The sequence below is a fragment of the Brevundimonas sp. FV1ye7S genome (assembly GCF_058680995.1).
Genome location: NZ_CM178726.1, coordinates 2,098,990 through 2,114,822, shown reverse-complemented (window position 1 = coordinate 2,114,822; position 15,833 = coordinate 2,098,990). Strand labels below are relative to the sequence as shown.

The window sequence follows — 15,833 nt, the reverse complement described above, 5'->3', positions numbered from 1 at the left end:
TTGCAGAAGCGCCGCTAGCGTCGCCGACCATGCGCACAATTCTTCTCGCCTCGACCATCCTCCTCTCGGCCGGTTCAGCGGTCGCCCAGGAGTCGCCCTCCAACATCCTGACGCCCGAGCGGGTCTTCTCCAGCCCCAGCCTGAACGGCCCGGTGGCCAAGGGGGTCAGCCTGTCGCCCGACGGCCAACTGGTGGCCTTCCTGCGCTCGCGCGAGGACAATGTGGACGTCCAGGACCTGTGGGCCGCCCCGACCGGCGAGGGCGAGGCCTATAAGCTGATCGACGCCCGCGCCCTGGTCCCCGACGCCGGCGAACTGTCCGAGGCCGAGAAGGCCCGGCGCGAGCGGATGCGGATCAGCGCCCGCGGCGTCGTCGACTATTCCTGGGACCAGCTGGGCCGCTACATCCTGGCGCCGCTGGAAGGCGACATCTTCCTGGCCAGCCGCGCCGACGGCAAGGTGCGTCGCCTGACCGAGACCGCCGCCGACGAGATCGACGCCAAGGTCTCGCCCAAGGGCAGCTACGTCTCCTATGTCCGCGACCAGAACCTGGTGATCTATGATCTGGCCACCGGCCAGGAGACGCCGATCACCGACGACGGCGCCGGCCTGATCACCTGGGCCACGGCCGAGTTCATCGCCCAGGAGGAGATGGACCGCGACACCGGCTACTGGTGGAGCCCCGACGAACGCTACATCGCCCTGACCCGCGTGGACGAAAGCCCGGTGGATATCGTGCCCCGGTTCGAGATCACCGGCGCCGGCGCCACCATGGTCGAGCAGCGCTATCCCCGCGCCGGCCGGCCCAACGCCGTGGTCGAACTCTATGTCCGCGACCTGCAGACCGGCGCGCGGGTCAAGGTGGACCTGGGGGCGAACACCGACATCTATCTGGCGCGGGTCGATTGGGCCGACGACGGCAAGACCCTGTATGTCCAGCGCCAGTCGCGCGACCAGAAGACGCTGGACCTGCTCAGCGTCGACCCGGCCACCGGCGCCGCGCGCGTGATCCTCAGCCAGAAGGCCCAGGCCTGGGTCGATCTGAACAACGACTTCCATGTCCTGGCGGACGGCCGGTTCATCTGGTCGAACGAGGACAGCGGCTGGCGCCACCTGTATCTGTACGACCGCAACGGTCGGCGCCTGCGCGCCATCACGCGCGGCGACTATCCGGTCAAACATCTGGACGGCGTCAACGAACAGACCGGCGAGGTCTATTTCACCGCCTCGATGCGCGACGGCAAGGAACTGCCGATTGAACAGCAGATGTTCCGCGCCAGCCTGAACCGCACGGTCGATCCGGTGGCGGTGACCCCGGCCGGCGGTTGGTGGAACGTCTCGGTCAACGGGCCGGCGACGGCCTATGTCGGCAACTATTCCGATCCCAAGACCCCGCCCCAGTCGGCCCTGTACCGTATCGACGGCACGCGGATCCGCTGGATCGAAGAGAACAGGCTCGACGCCGCCCACGCCTTCGCCCCCTATGTCTCGCGTCTTCGCACGCCCGAGTTCGGCACGATGCAGAGCCACGGCGAAACCCTGGTCTGGCGCATGACCACGCCGCCCGACTTCGATCCGTCGAAGAAGTACCCGGTGGTGATGCAGGTCTATGGCGGCCCCGGCACCGGCGCGGGCGTGCAGAAGAGCTGGCAGCCCCTGACCAACCAACTGCTGACCGAGGCCGGCTATATCGTCTTCCGCGTCGACAACCGCGGCGAGGGCGACCGGTCCCAGGCCTTCGAGACCAGCATCTATCGCCGCCTGGGTCTTCCTGCGGTCGAGGATCAGGCCTTGGCCGCCAAATGGTTGAAGACGCTGCCTTATGTCGATCCTGACCATATCGCGGTCATGGGCTGGAGCTTCGGCGGCTTCCTCAGCCTGCTGACCCTGACCGACAAGGATGCGGATCTGGCGGCCGCACTGGCGGGCGCGGCGCCGACCGAATGGAGCCTCTACGACACCCATTACACCGAACGCTACATGTCCACGCCGCAGGACAACCCCGAAGGCTACGCCGCCACCGACGTCCTGCCGCGCCTGGACGATCTGACCGGCCGGCTGCTGATCCTGCACGGCATGGCCGACGACAATGTCATCTTCGGCAACGCCACCCGCGTGATCGACGCCCTTCAGGCCAAGAGCACGCCGTTCGAGATGATGCTCTATCCCGGCCAGAGACACGGCGTCCGCGGCGAACCGAGGCAACTTCAGCAATGGCGCACCTATCTCGACTTCCTGGACCGCACGATCGGCAAGCGGGCGGAACCGGCCGCCGACTGATCCTCGCGGCTGCGGTCGCGCTGTCCCTGGCGGGATGTGCGGCCGGGGCGGGCGGTCAGGCCGGGGAATATCCGTCCGCCGCAGCTGTGGTCGCGGCCGGCCGCCTGAACGACAGCGCCCACGCCGTCCTGCGCTGGAGCGACTCTTCGCCGACCGGCCGCGGCGTGTCCGCCGTGTCCGGAATGCCGATCCTGCTGAAGGACAATATCGAGACGGCGGACATGCCGACCACGGCCGGGTCTCTGGCTCTGGCGAACAATGCGCCGGGCCGCGACGCGCCCCTGGTCGCCCGTCTGCGCGCCGGGGGCGCGGTCATCGTCGGCAAGACCAATCTGTCGGAATGGGCCAATATCCGCTCGTCGGACTCGATCAGCGGCTGGAGCGCGGTCGGCGGCCAGACCCTGAACCCCTATGATCTCGCCCGCACCCCCTGCGGCTCCTCGTCCGGCAGCGGCGCGGCGGTGGCCCTGGGCCTGACGCCTGCGGCCATAGGCACAGAGACGGACGGTTCGATCACCTGTCCGGCCTCGGTCAACGGGATCGTCGGGTTCAAGCCCACGGTCGGCCTGGTCTCGCGCACCCACATCGTGCCGATCAGCCATTCCCAGGACACCGCAGGCCCGATGGCGGCGACCGTTCGCGACGCCGCGCGGGTGCTGACCGTCATCGCCGGCTCGGACCCTGCCGACGCCGCCACGGTCGAGGCGGATGCGCGCAAGACCGACTATGTCGCCGCCCTCGACGCCGGGTCGCTGCGTGGCGCGCGCATCGGCGTGATGCGTTTCCTCAAGGGCTATTCGCCCGAGACCCAGGCGGTGTTCGAACAGAACCTCCAAGCTATGCGCGACGCCGGCGCCGTCCTGGTCGATCTGCCGGAGGGGCCTGACGGCCGCACCCTGGGCGAGGCAGAGTTCAAGGTGCTGCTGTACGAGTTGAAGCACGATCTGAACGCCTATCTGGCCTCGACCGACCCGACCCAGGTCAAGACACGCACCCTGGCCGACGTCATCGCCTTCAACGCCGCCGAACCGCGCGAGACCGTGCTGTTCGGCCAGGACATCTTCGAACAGGCCCAGGCCCTGGGCGGGCTGGACGACCCCGACTATATCGCCGCTCGCGCCACCTCGATGCGACTGGCGGGGGATGAGGGGATCGACCGGCTGATGCGGGCGCACAGCCTGTCCGCCCTGGTCGCCCCCACCACCTCGCGCGCCTGGACCAATGACCCCAGGGACGACGACGACATGCAGGGCGCCGCCAGCCGTCTGGCCGCCGTCGCCGGCTATCCCCACCTGACCGTGCCGATGGGGTTTGATCAGAATATGCCCGTAGGTCTCAGCTTTATCGGTGGAAAATGGGATGACGCGCGCATCCTTTCCCTTGGTTACGCCTTCGAACAGGCGACGCAGGCGCGGCGGCCGCCGCCTGTATCCCGGCCCTGACATCGGGCGGTCGCGGCCGCAGGGGATGCGGCATGAGCGACCTGATCGCCAATATCGTCGGCTCGGCCGCAGCGGTCTGCTCCGTGACCAGTTTCGCGCCCCAGGCGGTCAAGATCTGGAAGGAGCGCGACGCCTCCTCGGTCAGTCTGAAGACCTATTCCCTGACGGTGACCTGTTTCGCCCTGTGGGTCGTCTATGGCGTCATGACCCAGGCCTGGCCGGTGACCATCGCCAACTCATGCGCCCTGGTCATGGCCTCGGGCGTGCTGGCGATGAAATGGCGGTTCCGGGACGGCGATCCCGAAGCGTGACGGTTTGATCCGGATCAAGGCGAACCCTGTCTGACGGCGCAATCGTGGGCGGAGGAGATTTCGCATGCCCCAGGACGCAGTCCCATTCGTCGCCGCTATCGTCGCGGCCTTCGTCTTCTTCATGGCCGCGCTGGCCTTGGCCGGCCTGTATTCGCGCTCGTCCGACGACAAGTGACGACAGCTTTACCCGACGTGATCTTGGCGCCCTGCGCGATGCGGGTTACGGCATGTGTTCCAACGTCCAAGGGAGACGCCTCCAATGCCTGATCTCGCACAAGTCACAGAACACATCCGCGGCGCCGTCGGCGACAACTCCGGCCTCGGCAAGACCGTGAAGCTCGACCTCGGCGACGAGGGCAAGATCTTCATCGACGGCGCCTCGGCGCCGAACACCGTCACCAACGAAGACAAGCCCGCCGACGCCACCATCTCGATGAAATGGGATGACTTCATGGCCCTGTCGGAAGGCAAGCTGGATCCGATGATGGCCTTCATGCAGGGCAAGCTGAAGATCGCCGGCGACATGATGATCGCCCAGAAACTGGCCCCGCTGCTGAAGCGCTGATGGCAGGCTGAGCAACAGTTGATTGCGGCGCGGCTCCCCTCGGGGCCGCGCCGTTTTCGTCTTCAGCGCCCGTCAGAGACGCGAACGAAAAACGAGGAAACGACATGGACTTCAGACATTCCGACCGCGCCCTGGACTGGCACGCCCGCGTGCGCCGTTTCCTCGATGAAAAGGTCATCCCGCGCGAGGCCGAATATTTCGCCCAGGTTCGCGAGAACCCGAACCGCCAGCCCCCGGTCATGGAGGCCATGAAGGCCGCCGCCCGCGAGGCGGGCCTGTGGAACATGTTCCTGCCGGGCGAGCATGGCGCGGGCCTGACCAACCTCGACTACGCCCCCCTGGCCGAGATGATGGGCGCCCATCTGTGGTCGTCGGAGGTGTTCAACTGCAACGCCCCCGACACCGGCAATATGGAAGTCCTGCACATGTACGGCGACGCCGCCCAGCAGGACCGCTGGCTGAAGCCGCTGATGGCCGGCGAGATCCGCTCGGCCTTCCTGATGACCGAGCCCGAGGTCGCCTCGTCCGACGCCACCAATATCCAGACCCGGATCGAGCGCGACGGCGACCACTATGTCATCAACGGCCGCAAATGGTGGTCGACCAATATGGCCCACCCGAACGTCGCGGTGACCATCGTCATGGGCAAGACCGACCCCGACGCCGCCACCCACGCCCAGCAGTCCCAGATCATCGTCCCCGTCGACACGCCCGGCTTCCGTGTCGAGCGGATGCTGTCGGTCTTCGGTTATGACGAACGCCCCATCGGCCACGCCGAGGTGGTGCTGGAGAACGTCCGCGTCCCCGCCTCGAACCTGATCGCCGGCGAGGGCCGGGGGTTCGAGATCGCGCAAGGGCGCCTCGGCCCCGGCCGTATCCACCACTGCATGCGCGTGATCGGCGCGGCCGAGCGGGCGCTGGAGCTGATGGTGAAGCGCCTCTTGAACCGCACCGCCTTCAGGAAACAGCTGGCCGAACATTCGGTCTGGGAGCAGAGGGTCGCCGACGCCCGCACCAATATCGAGATGTGCCGCCTGCTGGTGCTGAAGGCCGCCTGGATGATGGACGAGGCGGGGGCCAAGAACGCCCGCTCCGAAATCGCCCAGATCAAGGTCGCCGCCCCCCGCATGGCGCTTCAGGTCATCGACGACGCCATCCAGGCCTTCGGCGGCGCCGGCGTCTCGGGCGACACGCCCCTGGCCGAACTCTATGCGACGGTGCGCACCCTGCGGATCGCCGACGGCCCGGACGAGGTTCACAACCGCAGCATCGCCCGGCTGGAGTACGCCAAACACGGCGGCAAGCCGGTGCGTTGAATTCACCGTTACGCTTCCTAGATCAGGGGAACTCCGGCTGAGGCGTGACGTTCGTTCTGCTTGGACGACGCGACGCCCGCCGGGGCTTCGGGGCTGAGGCGGGACGGAACGGCTGACATGAATGCTCGCTTCGAGCCCGATACGCGGGCGGCGTCGGATGTGGCGCGTTTCAGGGAGACCCGGGCCGCCATGCCCGCCCTGGCCGACGGCCTTTCGCCCGAGGACCTGTCGGCCCAGTCCATGCCGGATTGCAGTCCCGGCAAATGGCACCTGGCCCACACCAGCTGGTTCTTCGAGGCGATGATCCTCTCGGCCGATCCGGGCTACGCGCCGGTCGATCCGCGCTTCCAGCAGCTGTTCAACTCCTACTACGAGGCCCTGGGCGAACGGGTGCCCCGGCCCCAGCGCGGCCTGATGACCCGCCCCTCGGTGGACGAGGTCCTGGCCTATCGGCGCGAGATCGATCGCCGCATGGCCGCCTGGCTGGCCTCGGGGCCGTCCAGCGGTCAGCAACTCTATCTGTTCGAACTGGGCCTCCACCACGACCAGCAGCATCAGGAGCTATTCCTGATGGACCTGCTGAACCTGATGTCCCGCTCGCCGCTAGACCCGGCCGCCTATGCGGTCGAGCCGCGTCAGGCGCCGGTTGAGGGTCCGCGCGGCGGCGCTGTCGCCTTCGACGGCGGCCTGGTCTCGATCGGTCACGACGGCGCCGGTTTCGCCTTCGACAACGAGGGCCCGTCGCACCGGGTCTGGCTCGAGCCCTTCGCCCTGGCCGCCGACCTCGTGACCAACGGCGACTGGCTGGGCTTCATCGCCGATGGCGGCTACGCCCGACCCGAGCTGTGGCTGTCCGACGGCTGGGCCACGGTGAAGGCCGAGGCCTGGACCGCGCCCCTCTACTGGCGCCGCGACGGCGACGACTGGACCGTCATGGGCCTGACCGGCCGCGTTCCCGTCGATCCCTCCGCCCCGGTGCGTCATGTCAGCTTCTACGAGGCCGACGCCTACGCCCGCTGGGCCGGCAAACGCCTGCCGTCCGAGGCCGAGTGGGAGCACGCCGCCACCACGGCCCCCGACGCCTTCTCCAACCTGTCGGGTGAGGTCTGGCAGTGGACGTCCAGCGCCTACGCCCCATACCCCGGCTTCCAGCCGACGCCGGGCACGGCGGCCGAGTACAATGGCAAGTTCATGGCCAATCAGATGGTCCTGCGCGGCGGCGCATTCGCCACGCCCCCCGGCCACGCCCGCATCACCTATCGCAACTTCTTCTACCCCCAACAGAGGTGGGCCTTCATGGGTCTGAGACTGGCCGAAGACGCTCCGCGCGAGCGCAAGCTTTCCCCCGAGGACGACACCCAGACCGCCGCCTTCCGGCGTGACCTGGTCCAGGGCCTGTCGCGCGGCCAGAAGGCCGTGCCGCCCAAATGGTTCTACGACGCCGAGGGCTCGCGCCTGTTCGAGGACATCACCGCCCTGCCGGAATATTATCCGACCCGTCAGGAGACGGCCTTGCTGCGCGACCGCGCCGCCGCCCTGACCGCCGACTTCGGCCCCGACGCCGTCCTGGTCGAGTTCGGATCGGGCGCCAGCGAAAAGACCCGCCTCCTGCTCGACGCCGCGCCCGACCTCGGCGCCTATGTGCCGCTGGACATCAGCGAGACGGCCCTGCTGGACGCCGCCGCCCGTATCCGCGCCGACTATCCCCGCCTGCGGGTCCAGCCGCTGCTCGGCGACTTCGAACATCTGGCGCCCCTGCCGGACGATTTGCCGCACGGCCGGCGCATCGGTTTCTTCCCCGGCTCGACCATCGGCAATCTGGAGCCCGAGGAGGCGGTGCGGTTCCTGGCCTCGGCGCGTCGGATGCTGGGGGAGGGGGCGCTGTTCATTCTGGGCGTCGATCTGGTCAAGGATCCCGCGATCCTGGTCGCCGCCTATGACGACAGCCAGGGCGTCACCGCCGCCTTCAACCTGAACCTCCTGGCCCGCGCCAACGCCGACCTGGCCGCCGATTTCGACCTCGACGCCTTCGCCCACCGCGCCGTCTGGAACCCGGATCAGTCCAGAATGGAGATGCACCTCCAGGCCACGCGTCAAACCGCCGCGCATGTCGGCGAGGCCCGTTTTAACTTCATGGCCGGAGAGACCATCCACACCGAAAGCTCGCGCAAGTTCACGCGGGATTCGGTCGCCGCACTGGCCAAGGAGTCCGGCTGGTCCATGGCCGGTTTCGAGGTTTCGCCCGAACCCCGCGTCGCCCTGGCCTTGCTGCGAGGGTGAACCCCCGGGGCGAGCTTCCGCAAGGCCGGCAGCGCCTGCAGTCGTGATCTGACGGTCGGCTTTCTGACGGTGGGTCAATTTCGCTTCGCGACCCATTGCGGACAATCGTTCCGCGATCCAGCATGGCGGGAGGAGTTTGAGATGCCCACCATCTACATGCCGCTATTGAACGAAGGCACGAGCGTTTGGCGTCCGGTCGAAGCGACACAGTTGTCAGCCGACACTTATCGCGTCGAGGGGGAGATGCCTGAAGACGAGGAGTGGGCTTTCGCTCCGGGGACGATTGTTCGGGGCAGCCACAAGAAGTTCAGTGGTGGCGAGGTTGGCATCGCTGCGGTCGAAATTCCTTAAGTCCGCTTCCCACCCCTAGGCGAAGTCCGGAAGGTCAGCTCACCGGTGATCCGGGCAGTGTCCAGATCCCGGCCTGAGAGTGGGGACCGACCCATTGCAGAACCGGACCGCTTGTGGTTGTTCTGTAGGCGGCGAGAACACTAAAGGTAATAGAATGTCGAGATTGCGCATCGGCTTGTGGGGCGGCTTGGCTGGTGTAACCTTCGGGGCCTTGCAGTCCATTTTCCCCGCTGAGTGGGGCGGGCGACTCGGACTCCTTGCTGTGGTTGTAATCGTCATCCCAACACTGGCCTACACGGTGGAATACCTTCGCGGTCGAAATGTCCGCTAACCACCCATAACAGCCGTTTGAAACGTCCGCTTACGGGCGCCGGCGTCCGACCTTTGACCGTGTCGCTGTCTCTCTCATTCATGAGCTGTCCGCAGACCGACCGGACCAAAAAAAAGGGCGGCGCATCTTTGACGCGCCGCCCTGCAGAATGTCACTGAAGCCGTATCACTCGGCTTCGTTCGAAGCCGCGTCCTTCTTCGGCCCGTGAGAGGCCTCGCCGCCCTTGCGTCCGGCCTGGGCCGCCAGGCTGCGGTCCTGGGAGAAGCTTCGTTTTTCGCTGGGGACGCTGGCGCCCCCTTTGCGCGCGATCTCGCGCTGCCGTTCCGGATCCATCGAGGCGAAGCCTCGCTTGGAAACGCCGGAGGGTCGCGTGGGTTGGCTGTCCATCGGTGTTCCTTTCAGTGCTGCGGTTGCGCTTGCCGAAGTGAACCCTGTGACTCGGTGACGGTTCCGTGCGGAACTTCGTTTTACTGTCCCGCCTCTGAACGTCTTTGTGGTTTGACTTCAATCGGCTCCGTAGGGGCGGGAATCGCCTTCGCCGCCGCCGCCGGGCTCCATCGGCGGCATTTCGTCGGGCGTGTCGGACGGATCGATTTCGGGCTGGGGCGTCGGGTCCGGCTGGATCTCGGGTTGCGGCGTTCCGGGGGGCGTGGGTTCGACATAGGTCATGGTCTTCTCCTTTGAGGCTGAAAGAACGCCACGCGACCCGCAATGTTCACGGCCGGGTTGGAACTGGATCGGGGCGCGCCGGTTCAGTGTCCGAACCCCGGAGATCACCATGACCCAGACCCCCATCACCCCCGCATCGCCCGACGACATCGTCCTGGAAGACGACACCTTGACCCAGCGCCTGGACCGTCAGGCCGACGCCATCCTGGCCGAAGGCGAGCGCCGCAGCTTCGAAAATACGACCTCCCTGCGTCAGGCCCTGCGCGACGACGCCGAACTGATCCGCAGCAAGGTGGTCGGCCGGGTCGAAACCGCCCGCGACGGCATCCGCGATGAACCGATGAAGACCACCCTCTACGCCCTGGGCGTCGGCGTCATCATCGGCATGCTTCTGCGCCGCTAGATAGACACCCTCTCCCATCGGGAGAGGGATTGAGCGCACGAGAGCGCAGCGATCGTCCTTGCGCGAAAGGGTGAGGGTAAGGTGGTGCGAGTTGGCCCGCCGCCGGACCCCTCATCCGGCCCTTCGGGCCACCTTCTCCCGCAAGGGGAGAAGGAAGGAATCTAAGCCGGCCCCACCGGTTCCCGCTGGATCGGCGCCCTTTGCAGCGCCGCATCCGACACGAAGGGATTGGTCCGCCGCTCCTCGCCGAAGGTCGAGATCGGCCCGTGCCCCGGCACGAAGGTCACGTCGTCGCCCAGCGGCCACAGCTTCTCGACCACGGCGCGGATCAGGGCGGGCGGATCGCTCATCGGGAAGTCGGTGCGGCCCACCGACCCCTTGAACAGAACGTCGCCGACCTGGGCGAATCGCGCCGCGCGATTGAAGAAGATCACATGGCCCGGCGTATGGCCGGGGCAGTGGCGCACCTCCCAGGTCGTCTCGCCCAGGCTGACCGTGTCGCCGTCTTCCAGCCACCGGTCGGGGGTGAAGGGGCGGGCGTCGGGCAGGCCGTACATCCGGCCGCTTTCCACGATCCGGTCGATCCAGAACTGATCGGCCTTCTGCGGCCCGGTGATCTGGACCCCGGTCTTCTCCTGCATCTCGGCCGCGCCGCCGGCGTGGTCCAGGTGGCCGTGGGTGATCCAGATCTGATCGAGGGTCAGCCCCCGCCGCTCAACCTCGCCCAGAACCGCATCGACCGCGCCGCCCGGATCGATCACGGCGGCCTTGTTCGTCGCGGTGCACCAGACGGTGGTGCAGTTCTGCTGAAGCGGGGTGACGGGCGTGACGAAGACGCCGATGGGGGAGGCTGGCTGGCTCATTCGGCCAACATAACCCCCGATGCGGCGTGAAACCACTGTCCGAGGCCACGCTCGCGTTGACCTTTGGAGCCCTTCTCGACATAAGGGCGGGCTTCGAGGCGCCGCTCCTAACGGGGCGGCCTTCTTGCTTTATCCATTCCGCGCCGGCCGTCTCGACGGTCCATGCGCCCCAGAGCGTCAGAAATCCCGACCATGCAAGTCGTCGAAAAGTCGAACGAAGGCCTCAGCCGCGTGCTCGCGGTCACCATTCCCGTCGCGGAGCTGAACGAGAAGCTCGAAGCCCGCGTCAAGGAAGTCGCCCCCCAGGTGAAGCTGAAGGGCTTCCGCCCGGGCAAGGTGCCGGTCGCCCACGTCAAGAAGACCTTCGGCCGCGAGTTCATGGGCGAGATCATCAACGCCGAACTGAACGAGACCAGCCAGAAGGCCCTGGACGAGGCCAAGGTCCGTCCGGCCGCCCCGGCCGAGATGAAGCTGACCTCCGACATGGACAAGGTCATCGCCGGTCAGGAAGACCTGGCCTATGAGATGGCCCTGGAAATCATGCCGGACTTCACCCCGGTCGATCCCAAGACCCTGAAGCTGGACCGCCCGACCTACGAAGCCTCGGACGCCGATCTGGACGAAGCCCTGACCGAGCTGGCCGGCCAGGCCAAGTCCTACGAGGACAAGAAGGGCAAGACCGTCAAGGCCGCCGAGGGCGACCAACTGACCATCGACTTCCTGGGCAAGCTGGACGGCGAACCCTTCGACGGCGGCGCCGCCGAGGACGCGGACCTGGTGATCGGCTCGGGCCGCTTCATCCCCGGCTTCGAAGAGCAACTGACCGGCGCCAAGGTCGGTGAAGAAAAGACCATCGAGGTCACCTTCCCGGAAAACTATCAGGCCGCCCATCTGGCCGGCAAGCTGGCCACCTTCGACGTCAAGGTGAAGGCCATCAAGGCCGAGGTCGAAGCCAAGGTCGATGAGGACTTCGCCAAGCGCATCGGTCTGGAATCCCTGGACAAGCTGAAGGAACTGCTGAGCCAGAACCTGAACCAGCAATACGCCGGCGCCGCCCGCTTCAAGCTGAAGCGTGCCCTGCTGGACCAGCTGGACACGGCCCATGACTTCCCGCTGCCGCCGAAGATGGTCGAGGCCGAGTTCGACGGCATCTGGCAACAGGTCGAGGCCGACAAGGCCGCCGGCCGTCTGCCGGAAGAGGACGCCGCCAAGTCCGACGAAGACCTGAAGGCCGAATACCGCAAGATCGCCGAGCGTCGCGTGCGCCTGGGTCTGGTCCTGGCCGAGATCGGCCGCGCCAACAATGTCCAGGTCACCGACCAGGAGCTGAACGCCGCCCTGCTTCAGGAAGCCCGCAACTATCCGGGCCAGGAGCAGGCCGTCCTGAACTTCTACCGCCAGAACCCCAACGCCGCCGCCCAGATGCGCGCCCCGATCTACGAGGAAAAGGTCGTCGACCTGATCGTCGGCCTGGCCGAAGTGACCGACAAGCCGATCACCAAGGAAGAGCTGCTGAAGGAAGACGAAGAGGGCTGATCGCTCCCCGAGTTTGATGTTCCAAAAGGCGGGGGCCGCAAGGCCTCCGCTTTTTTCGTGTCCAGGGCCGGCCTTGTAAGGAGGTCTTCATGACGCGATATGCAGACTAACAAGGCGTGCGATCACTGATTCGCCCGTCCCCCGCATTATCGAGAAGGCCATATGCGCGATCCGATCGAACTGATGAACATGAACCTCGTCCCCATGGTGGTGGAGCAGTCCAGCCGGGGCGAGCGCTCCTTCGACATCTTCTCGCGCCTGCTTCGCGAGCGGATCATCTTCCTGACGGGGCCCTTCGAGGACACGATGGCCTCGCTGATCTGCGCCCAGCTGCTGTTCCTGGAATCGGAGAACCCCAAGAAGGAGATCTCCATGTACATCAACAGCCCCGGCGGACAGGTGTCCTCGGCGCTGGCGATCTATGACACCATGCAGTACATCAAGAGCCCGGTCTCGACCGTGGTCATGGGCATGGCGGCCTCGGCCGGCTCGCTGATCCTGACGGCCGGCGCCGCGGGCCAGCGCATCGCCCTGCCGAACGCTCGTATCATGGTGCACCAGCCTTCGGGCGGCTTCCGCGGCCAGGCCTCGGACATTGAGCTGCACGCCGCCGACATCCGCTACACCAAGAAGCGTCTGAACGAGATCTACGTCCACCACACCGGCCGGACCTACGAAGAAGTCGAAAAGACCCTGGACCGCGACCACTTCATGTCGGCCGAAGAGGCCAAGGCCTGGGGCATCGTCGACCACGTCTACGACAAGCGCGAACAGGCCGACGCCGACGGCGTCAAGACGCCCGGCCACTAAACCGCCGGATGATATGGCGAAAGGGCGCGCCGTCGCGGCGCGCCCTTTTCATTTTGTGCTATCGGAACCGTCATGCAGTTCACACGAGATCCCAGCGGCACGGTCGAGGTCGACGGCGAGACCTATGTTTGGGAAATCCGTCGCCAGCCTCAACCCAAGGGCGGCAACGTCTGGGAGGGCATGGCCGTGTCTTTGCGCCACGTCGATTTCAAGCGCGAAGCCATCGTGCAGTTTCCGCCGCCCTTGCGCCCCAACGGCCGGCCCGACGTCGAGAAGCAGCGCGTCAATGTCGATGCGGTCCGCAACGCCGTCGCCTCGGCCATGGAGGCGGGATGGGACCCGACCTCGCGCGGCAAGGCGGTCGTGTTTGATGTGGATGCGGACGGCGCCTGACCGTCACGGCTTCTGGCGGAACACCCTGAATCCGGGCTGCTTCGCCATGGCCAGCATCTCGCGGTCGCCCGAGGTGTCGCCATAGGCGGCGGTCAGCACCATGTCCTCGCCATAGGCGGCCTTCAGACGCCGCACCTTTTCCAGCCCGCGACAATTCGGCCCAGCGAATGCGCCCGTCACCCTCTGTTCCGAATCGAACACCAGCGGGGTGCCCAGCAAGGCCTCGGCGCCCAGTCTGTGTGCAAAGGGCGCCACCGTGGTCTCGGGCGAGGCGGTCACAATCACGCGATGGGCGCCGCGTTCGCCCCAATCGTTCCAGACCTTCAGCGCGTCGGGCCGTATGAAGCGATCCCAGACGGTGTCCGCGAATTGCGTCGCCTCGGCCTCCAGGGCCGTCTTCGTCTCGCCGGCCAGGAATTCCTTCACCGAGGCGGCCTTGATCCGACCCCGATCCCGGTCCCGCGCATAGACGGCCAGGGCGGGCGCCAGCTTGACCAGGCCCAGGGCCCAGCCGCCGGGACCGGCGCGCCAGCGCAGGAATTCGGTGAAACTGTCGCGAATAGTCAGGGTGCCGTCGAAATCAAAGGCCACGATGGGCGCCGCGCCCCGGTCCGGCGCGTCTACCGACTTCGTCCGGGACTGGCGCAAATCCTGCAAGCTCCCCATGTCAGACATTCGCCTTGATCCCCACCGACACTGATCCATCCCCGCCTTGCAACATTCCCCTGCCGCCTTCGGGGTTGTCGTTGAACGTGGGATGGGTGATTGTCATTTTTTGAAGACCTTTGCGTCCAGAGTGCTGGAATCAACGTGGAGGAAGCGCGTTTCGGGCCATTTCGGTCCGCTCCGCGGGAGTGAGATAAGGGTCTATGACCAAAGCAGCCGGCTCTGACGCCAAAAGCACCCTGTACTGCTCGTTCTGCGGAAAGAGCCAGCACGAGGTCCGCAAACTGATTGCGGGCCCGACCGTGTTCATCTGCGATGAATGCGTCGAACTGTGCATGGACATCATCCGTGAAGAGCACAAGATCGGGTTCAAGAAGACCACCGACGGCGTCCCCACGCCGAAGGAGATCCGCGACGTCCTGGATGACTACGTCATCGGCCAGTCGCACGCCAAGAAGGTCCTCTCGGTCGCCGTTCACAACCATTACAAGCGTCTGAACCACGCGACGAAGAACAACGACGTCGAGCTGGCCAAGTCGAACATCATGCTGATCGGCCCGACCGGGTCGGGCAAGACGCTGCTGGCCCAGACCCTGGCGCGCATCATCGACGTGCCCTTCACCATGGCCGACGCCACCACCCTGACCGAAGCCGGTTATGTGGGCGAAGACGTCGAGAACATCATCCTGAAGCTGCTCCAGGCCTCCGACTACAATGTCGAACGGGCCCAGCGCGGCATCGTCTATATCGATGAAATCGACAAGATCAGCCGCAAGTCGGACAATCCCTCCATCACCCGCGACGTCTCGGGCGAGGGCGTGCAGCAGGCCCTGCTGAAGATCATGGAAGGCACCGTCGCCTCCGTGCCTCCGCAAGGCGGCCGCAAGCATCCGCAGCAGGAGTTCCTGCAGGTCGACACCGCCAACATCCTCTTCATCGTCGGCGGCGCCTTCGCCGGGCTGGAGAAGGTGATCTCGGCGCGCGGGGCAGGGGCCTCGATCGGCTTCGGCGCCCAGGTCAAGGAAATCGACGAGCGTCGCACCGGCGACATCCTCAAGGGCGTCGAGCCTGACGACCTGATGCGGTTCGGCCTGATCCCCGAGTTCATCGGCCGTCTGCCCGTGCTGGCGACCCTGGAAGACCTGGACGAAACCGCCTTGGTCACCATCCTGACCGAGCCCAAGAACGCCCTGGTCAAACAGTACAAGCGCCTGTTCGAGATGGAGAATGTCGAACTGACCTTCACCGACGACGCCTTGATCGCCGTCGCCAAGAAGGCCATCACCCGCAAGACCGGCGCGCGGGGCCTGCGTTCGATCCTGGAAGGCATTCTGCTGGAAACCATGTTCGAACTGCCGACCTTCGAAGGCGTCGAGGAAGTGGTGGTCAACGCCGAGGTCATCGACGGCAAGGCCCAGCCCCTGCTGATCTATTCCGAGGCCTCCAAGAAGAAGGCCGACGGCGCCGCCTGATCGGGCGTCGCTCCGCACTGAAATGAAGGGCCGGAGCGACAACGCTCCGGCCCTTTTTCTGTCTCCGCTCAGACCCTCTCCCGCTTGCGGGAGAGGTGGCCCGGCGTCCGCGCAGCGGACCAGGGTCGGAGAGGGGAGGCTGGCTT

General features: G+C 66.2%; 16 protein-coding genes. 12 read left to right on the top strand and 4 right to left on the bottom strand.

The window, feature by feature from the left end; genetic code table 11:
• The first annotated feature begins 29 nt into the window (after positions 1 to 29).
• From ACW18C_RS10220 to ACW18C_RS10190, 7 genes are all read left to right on the top strand, one after another.
• The gene (locus ACW18C_RS10220; RefSeq protein ID WP_492070762.1) at positions 30 to 2,279 is read left to right on the top strand and encodes a S9 family peptidase; all 2,250 of its coding nucleotides are present in this window, start codon (positions 30 to 32) and stop codon (positions 2,277 to 2,279) included.
• Positions 2,213 to 3,721 (top strand): amidase, encoded by a 1,509-nt coding sequence (locus ACW18C_RS10215; protein WP_492070761.1) that lies wholly within the window; start codon positions 2,213 to 2,215, stop codon positions 3,719 to 3,721. Before ACW18C_RS10220 ends, ACW18C_RS10215 begins: the two co-directional genes overlap by 67 nt.
• Before the next feature lie 32 nt (positions 3,722 to 3,753).
• Positions 3,754 to 4,032, top strand: coding sequence for a SemiSWEET family sugar transporter (locus tag ACW18C_RS10210; protein WP_492070759.1), 279 nt, complete (start codon positions 3,754 to 3,756; stop codon positions 4,030 to 4,032).
• 259 nt (positions 4,033 to 4,291) lie between these two features.
• On the top strand, positions 4,292 to 4,597 hold the full coding sequence (locus ACW18C_RS10205; RefSeq protein ID WP_035306210.1) for an SCP2 sterol-binding domain-containing protein: 306 nt from the start codon (positions 4,292 to 4,294) through the stop codon (positions 4,595 to 4,597).
• A gap of 104 nt (positions 4,598 to 4,701) precedes the next feature.
• Positions 4,702 to 5,913 carry an acyl-CoA dehydrogenase family protein gene (locus ACW18C_RS10200; protein ID WP_492070758.1) on the top strand — a complete coding sequence of 404 codons (1,212 nt, stop codon included), beginning with the start codon at positions 4,702 to 4,704 and terminating at the stop codon, positions 5,911 to 5,913.
• 117 nt (positions 5,914 to 6,030) lie between these two features.
• Complete coding sequence (gene egtB / locus ACW18C_RS10195) at positions 6,031 to 8,193, top strand: ergothioneine biosynthesis protein EgtB (protein WP_492070756.1); 2,163 nt, start codon at positions 6,031 to 6,033, stop codon at positions 8,191 to 8,193.
• A 141-nt stretch (positions 8,194 to 8,334) separates the two neighbouring features.
• Entirely contained in the window at positions 8,335 to 8,544 is a 210-nt protein-coding gene (locus ACW18C_RS10190; protein WP_492070754.1) for a hypothetical protein, read from the top strand.
• A gap of 496 nt (positions 8,545 to 9,040) precedes the next feature.
• On the opposite strand, the gene ACW18C_RS10185 is transcribed toward ACW18C_RS10190, so the two are convergent.
• On the bottom strand, positions 9,041 to 9,262 hold the full coding sequence (locus ACW18C_RS10185) for a con-10 family general stress protein (protein WP_291752576.1): 222 nt from the start codon (positions 9,260 to 9,262) through the stop codon (positions 9,041 to 9,043).
• 117 nt (positions 9,263 to 9,379) lie between these two features.
• Complete coding sequence (locus ACW18C_RS10180) at positions 9,380 to 9,544, bottom strand: hypothetical protein (RefSeq protein WP_197019705.1); 165 nt, start codon at positions 9,542 to 9,544, stop codon at positions 9,380 to 9,382.
• 109 nt (positions 9,545 to 9,653) lie between these two features.
• On the opposite strand from ACW18C_RS10180, the gene ACW18C_RS10175 reads away from it, so the two are divergent.
• Positions 9,654 to 9,947, top strand: coding sequence for a hypothetical protein (locus ACW18C_RS10175; RefSeq protein ID WP_492070751.1), 294 nt, complete (start codon positions 9,654 to 9,656; stop codon positions 9,945 to 9,947).
• Between the two features lie 161 nt (positions 9,948 to 10,108).
• Here the strand turns inward: ACW18C_RS10175 and ACW18C_RS10170 are convergent, their stop codons facing one another.
• Positions 10,109 to 10,810 (bottom strand): MBL fold metallo-hydrolase, encoded by a 702-nt coding sequence (locus ACW18C_RS10170; protein ID WP_372706003.1) that lies wholly within the window; start codon positions 10,808 to 10,810, stop codon positions 10,109 to 10,111.
• Between the two features lie 192 nt (positions 10,811 to 11,002).
• Here ACW18C_RS10170 and tig point away from each other — a divergent pair, with 192 nt between their 5' ends.
• The 3 genes from tig (at position 11,003) to ACW18C_RS10155 (ending at position 13,549) form a co-directional block, all read left to right on the top strand.
• Positions 11,003 to 12,346 (top strand): trigger factor, encoded by a 1,344-nt coding sequence (gene tig, locus ACW18C_RS10165; RefSeq protein WP_492070749.1) that lies wholly within the window; start codon positions 11,003 to 11,005, stop codon positions 12,344 to 12,346.
• Positions 12,347 to 12,508: 162 nt separating this feature from the next.
• Positions 12,509 to 13,156, top strand: a complete 648-nt coding sequence (locus ACW18C_RS10160; protein WP_008264353.1) for an ATP-dependent Clp protease proteolytic subunit — start codon at positions 12,509 to 12,511, stop codon at positions 13,154 to 13,156.
• A 72-nt stretch (positions 13,157 to 13,228) separates the two neighbouring features.
• Positions 13,229 to 13,549, top strand: coding sequence for a hypothetical protein (locus ACW18C_RS10155; protein WP_183195148.1), 321 nt, complete (start codon positions 13,229 to 13,231; stop codon positions 13,547 to 13,549).
• A gap of 3 nt (positions 13,550 to 13,552) precedes the next feature.
• Here the strand turns inward: ACW18C_RS10155 and ACW18C_RS10150 are convergent, their stop codons facing one another.
• Complete coding sequence (locus ACW18C_RS10150; RefSeq protein ID WP_492070747.1) at positions 13,553 to 14,224, bottom strand: HAD-IB family hydrolase; 672 nt, start codon at positions 14,222 to 14,224, stop codon at positions 13,553 to 13,555.
• Between the two features lie 194 nt (positions 14,225 to 14,418).
• Between ACW18C_RS10150 and clpX the strand changes: the two genes are divergently transcribed.
• A complete protein-coding gene (gene clpX, locus ACW18C_RS10145; protein ID WP_008260240.1) occupies positions 14,419 to 15,687 on the top strand; it encodes an ATP-dependent Clp protease ATP-binding subunit ClpX in 1,269 nt (422 codons plus the stop codon).
• Positions 15,688 to 15,833 lie beyond the last annotated feature (146 nt).

What these genes read in the sequence shown, in the direction of transcription:
- ACW18C_RS10155 (WP_183195148.1), top strand. Translation starts at nt 13,229, where the DNA reads ATGCAGTTCACACGAGATCCCAGCGGCACGGTCGAGGTCGACGGCGAG.
- ACW18C_RS10210 (WP_492070759.1), top strand. Translation starts at nt 3,754, where the DNA reads ATGAGCGACCTGATCGCCAATATCGTCGGCTCGGCCGCAGCGGTCTGC.
- ACW18C_RS10215 (WP_492070761.1), top strand. Translation starts at nt 2,213, where the DNA reads ATGGCGCACCTATCTCGACTTCCTGGACCGCACGATCGGCAAGCGGGC.
- clpX (WP_008260240.1), top strand. Translation starts at nt 14,419, where the DNA reads ATGACCAAAGCAGCCGGCTCTGACGCCAAAAGCACCCTGTACTGCTCG.
- ACW18C_RS10150 (WP_492070747.1), bottom strand. Translation starts at nt 14,224, where the DNA reads ATGTCTGACATGGGGAGCTTGCAGGATTTGCGCCAGTCCCGGACGAAG.
- ACW18C_RS10185 (WP_291752576.1), bottom strand. Translation starts at nt 9,262, where the DNA reads ATGGACAGCCAACCCACGCGACCCTCCGGCGTTTCCAAGCGAGGCTTC.
- tig (WP_492070749.1), top strand. Translation starts at nt 11,003, where the DNA reads ATGCAAGTCGTCGAAAAGTCGAACGAAGGCCTCAGCCGCGTGCTCGCG.
- ACW18C_RS10205 (WP_035306210.1), top strand. Translation starts at nt 4,292, where the DNA reads ATGCCTGATCTCGCACAAGTCACAGAACACATCCGCGGCGCCGTCGGC.
- ACW18C_RS10180 (WP_197019705.1), bottom strand. Translation starts at nt 9,544, where the DNA reads ATGACCTATGTCGAACCCACGCCCCCCGGAACGCCGCAACCCGAGATC.
- ACW18C_RS10200 (WP_492070758.1), top strand. Translation starts at nt 4,702, where the DNA reads ATGGACTTCAGACATTCCGACCGCGCCCTGGACTGGCACGCCCGCGTG.
- ACW18C_RS10170 (WP_372706003.1), bottom strand. Translation starts at nt 10,810, where the DNA reads ATGAGCCAGCCAGCCTCCCCCATCGGCGTCTTCGTCACGCCCGTCACC.
- ACW18C_RS10190 (WP_492070754.1), top strand. Translation starts at nt 8,335, where the DNA reads ATGCCCACCATCTACATGCCGCTATTGAACGAAGGCACGAGCGTTTGG.
- ACW18C_RS10220 (WP_492070762.1), top strand. Translation starts at nt 30, where the DNA reads ATGCGCACAATTCTTCTCGCCTCGACCATCCTCCTCTCGGCCGGTTCA.
- ACW18C_RS10175 (WP_492070751.1), top strand. Translation starts at nt 9,654, where the DNA reads ATGACCCAGACCCCCATCACCCCCGCATCGCCCGACGACATCGTCCTG.
- ACW18C_RS10160 (WP_008264353.1), top strand. Translation starts at nt 12,509, where the DNA reads ATGCGCGATCCGATCGAACTGATGAACATGAACCTCGTCCCCATGGTG.
- egtB (WP_492070756.1), top strand. Translation starts at nt 6,031, where the DNA reads ATGAATGCTCGCTTCGAGCCCGATACGCGGGCGGCGTCGGATGTGGCG.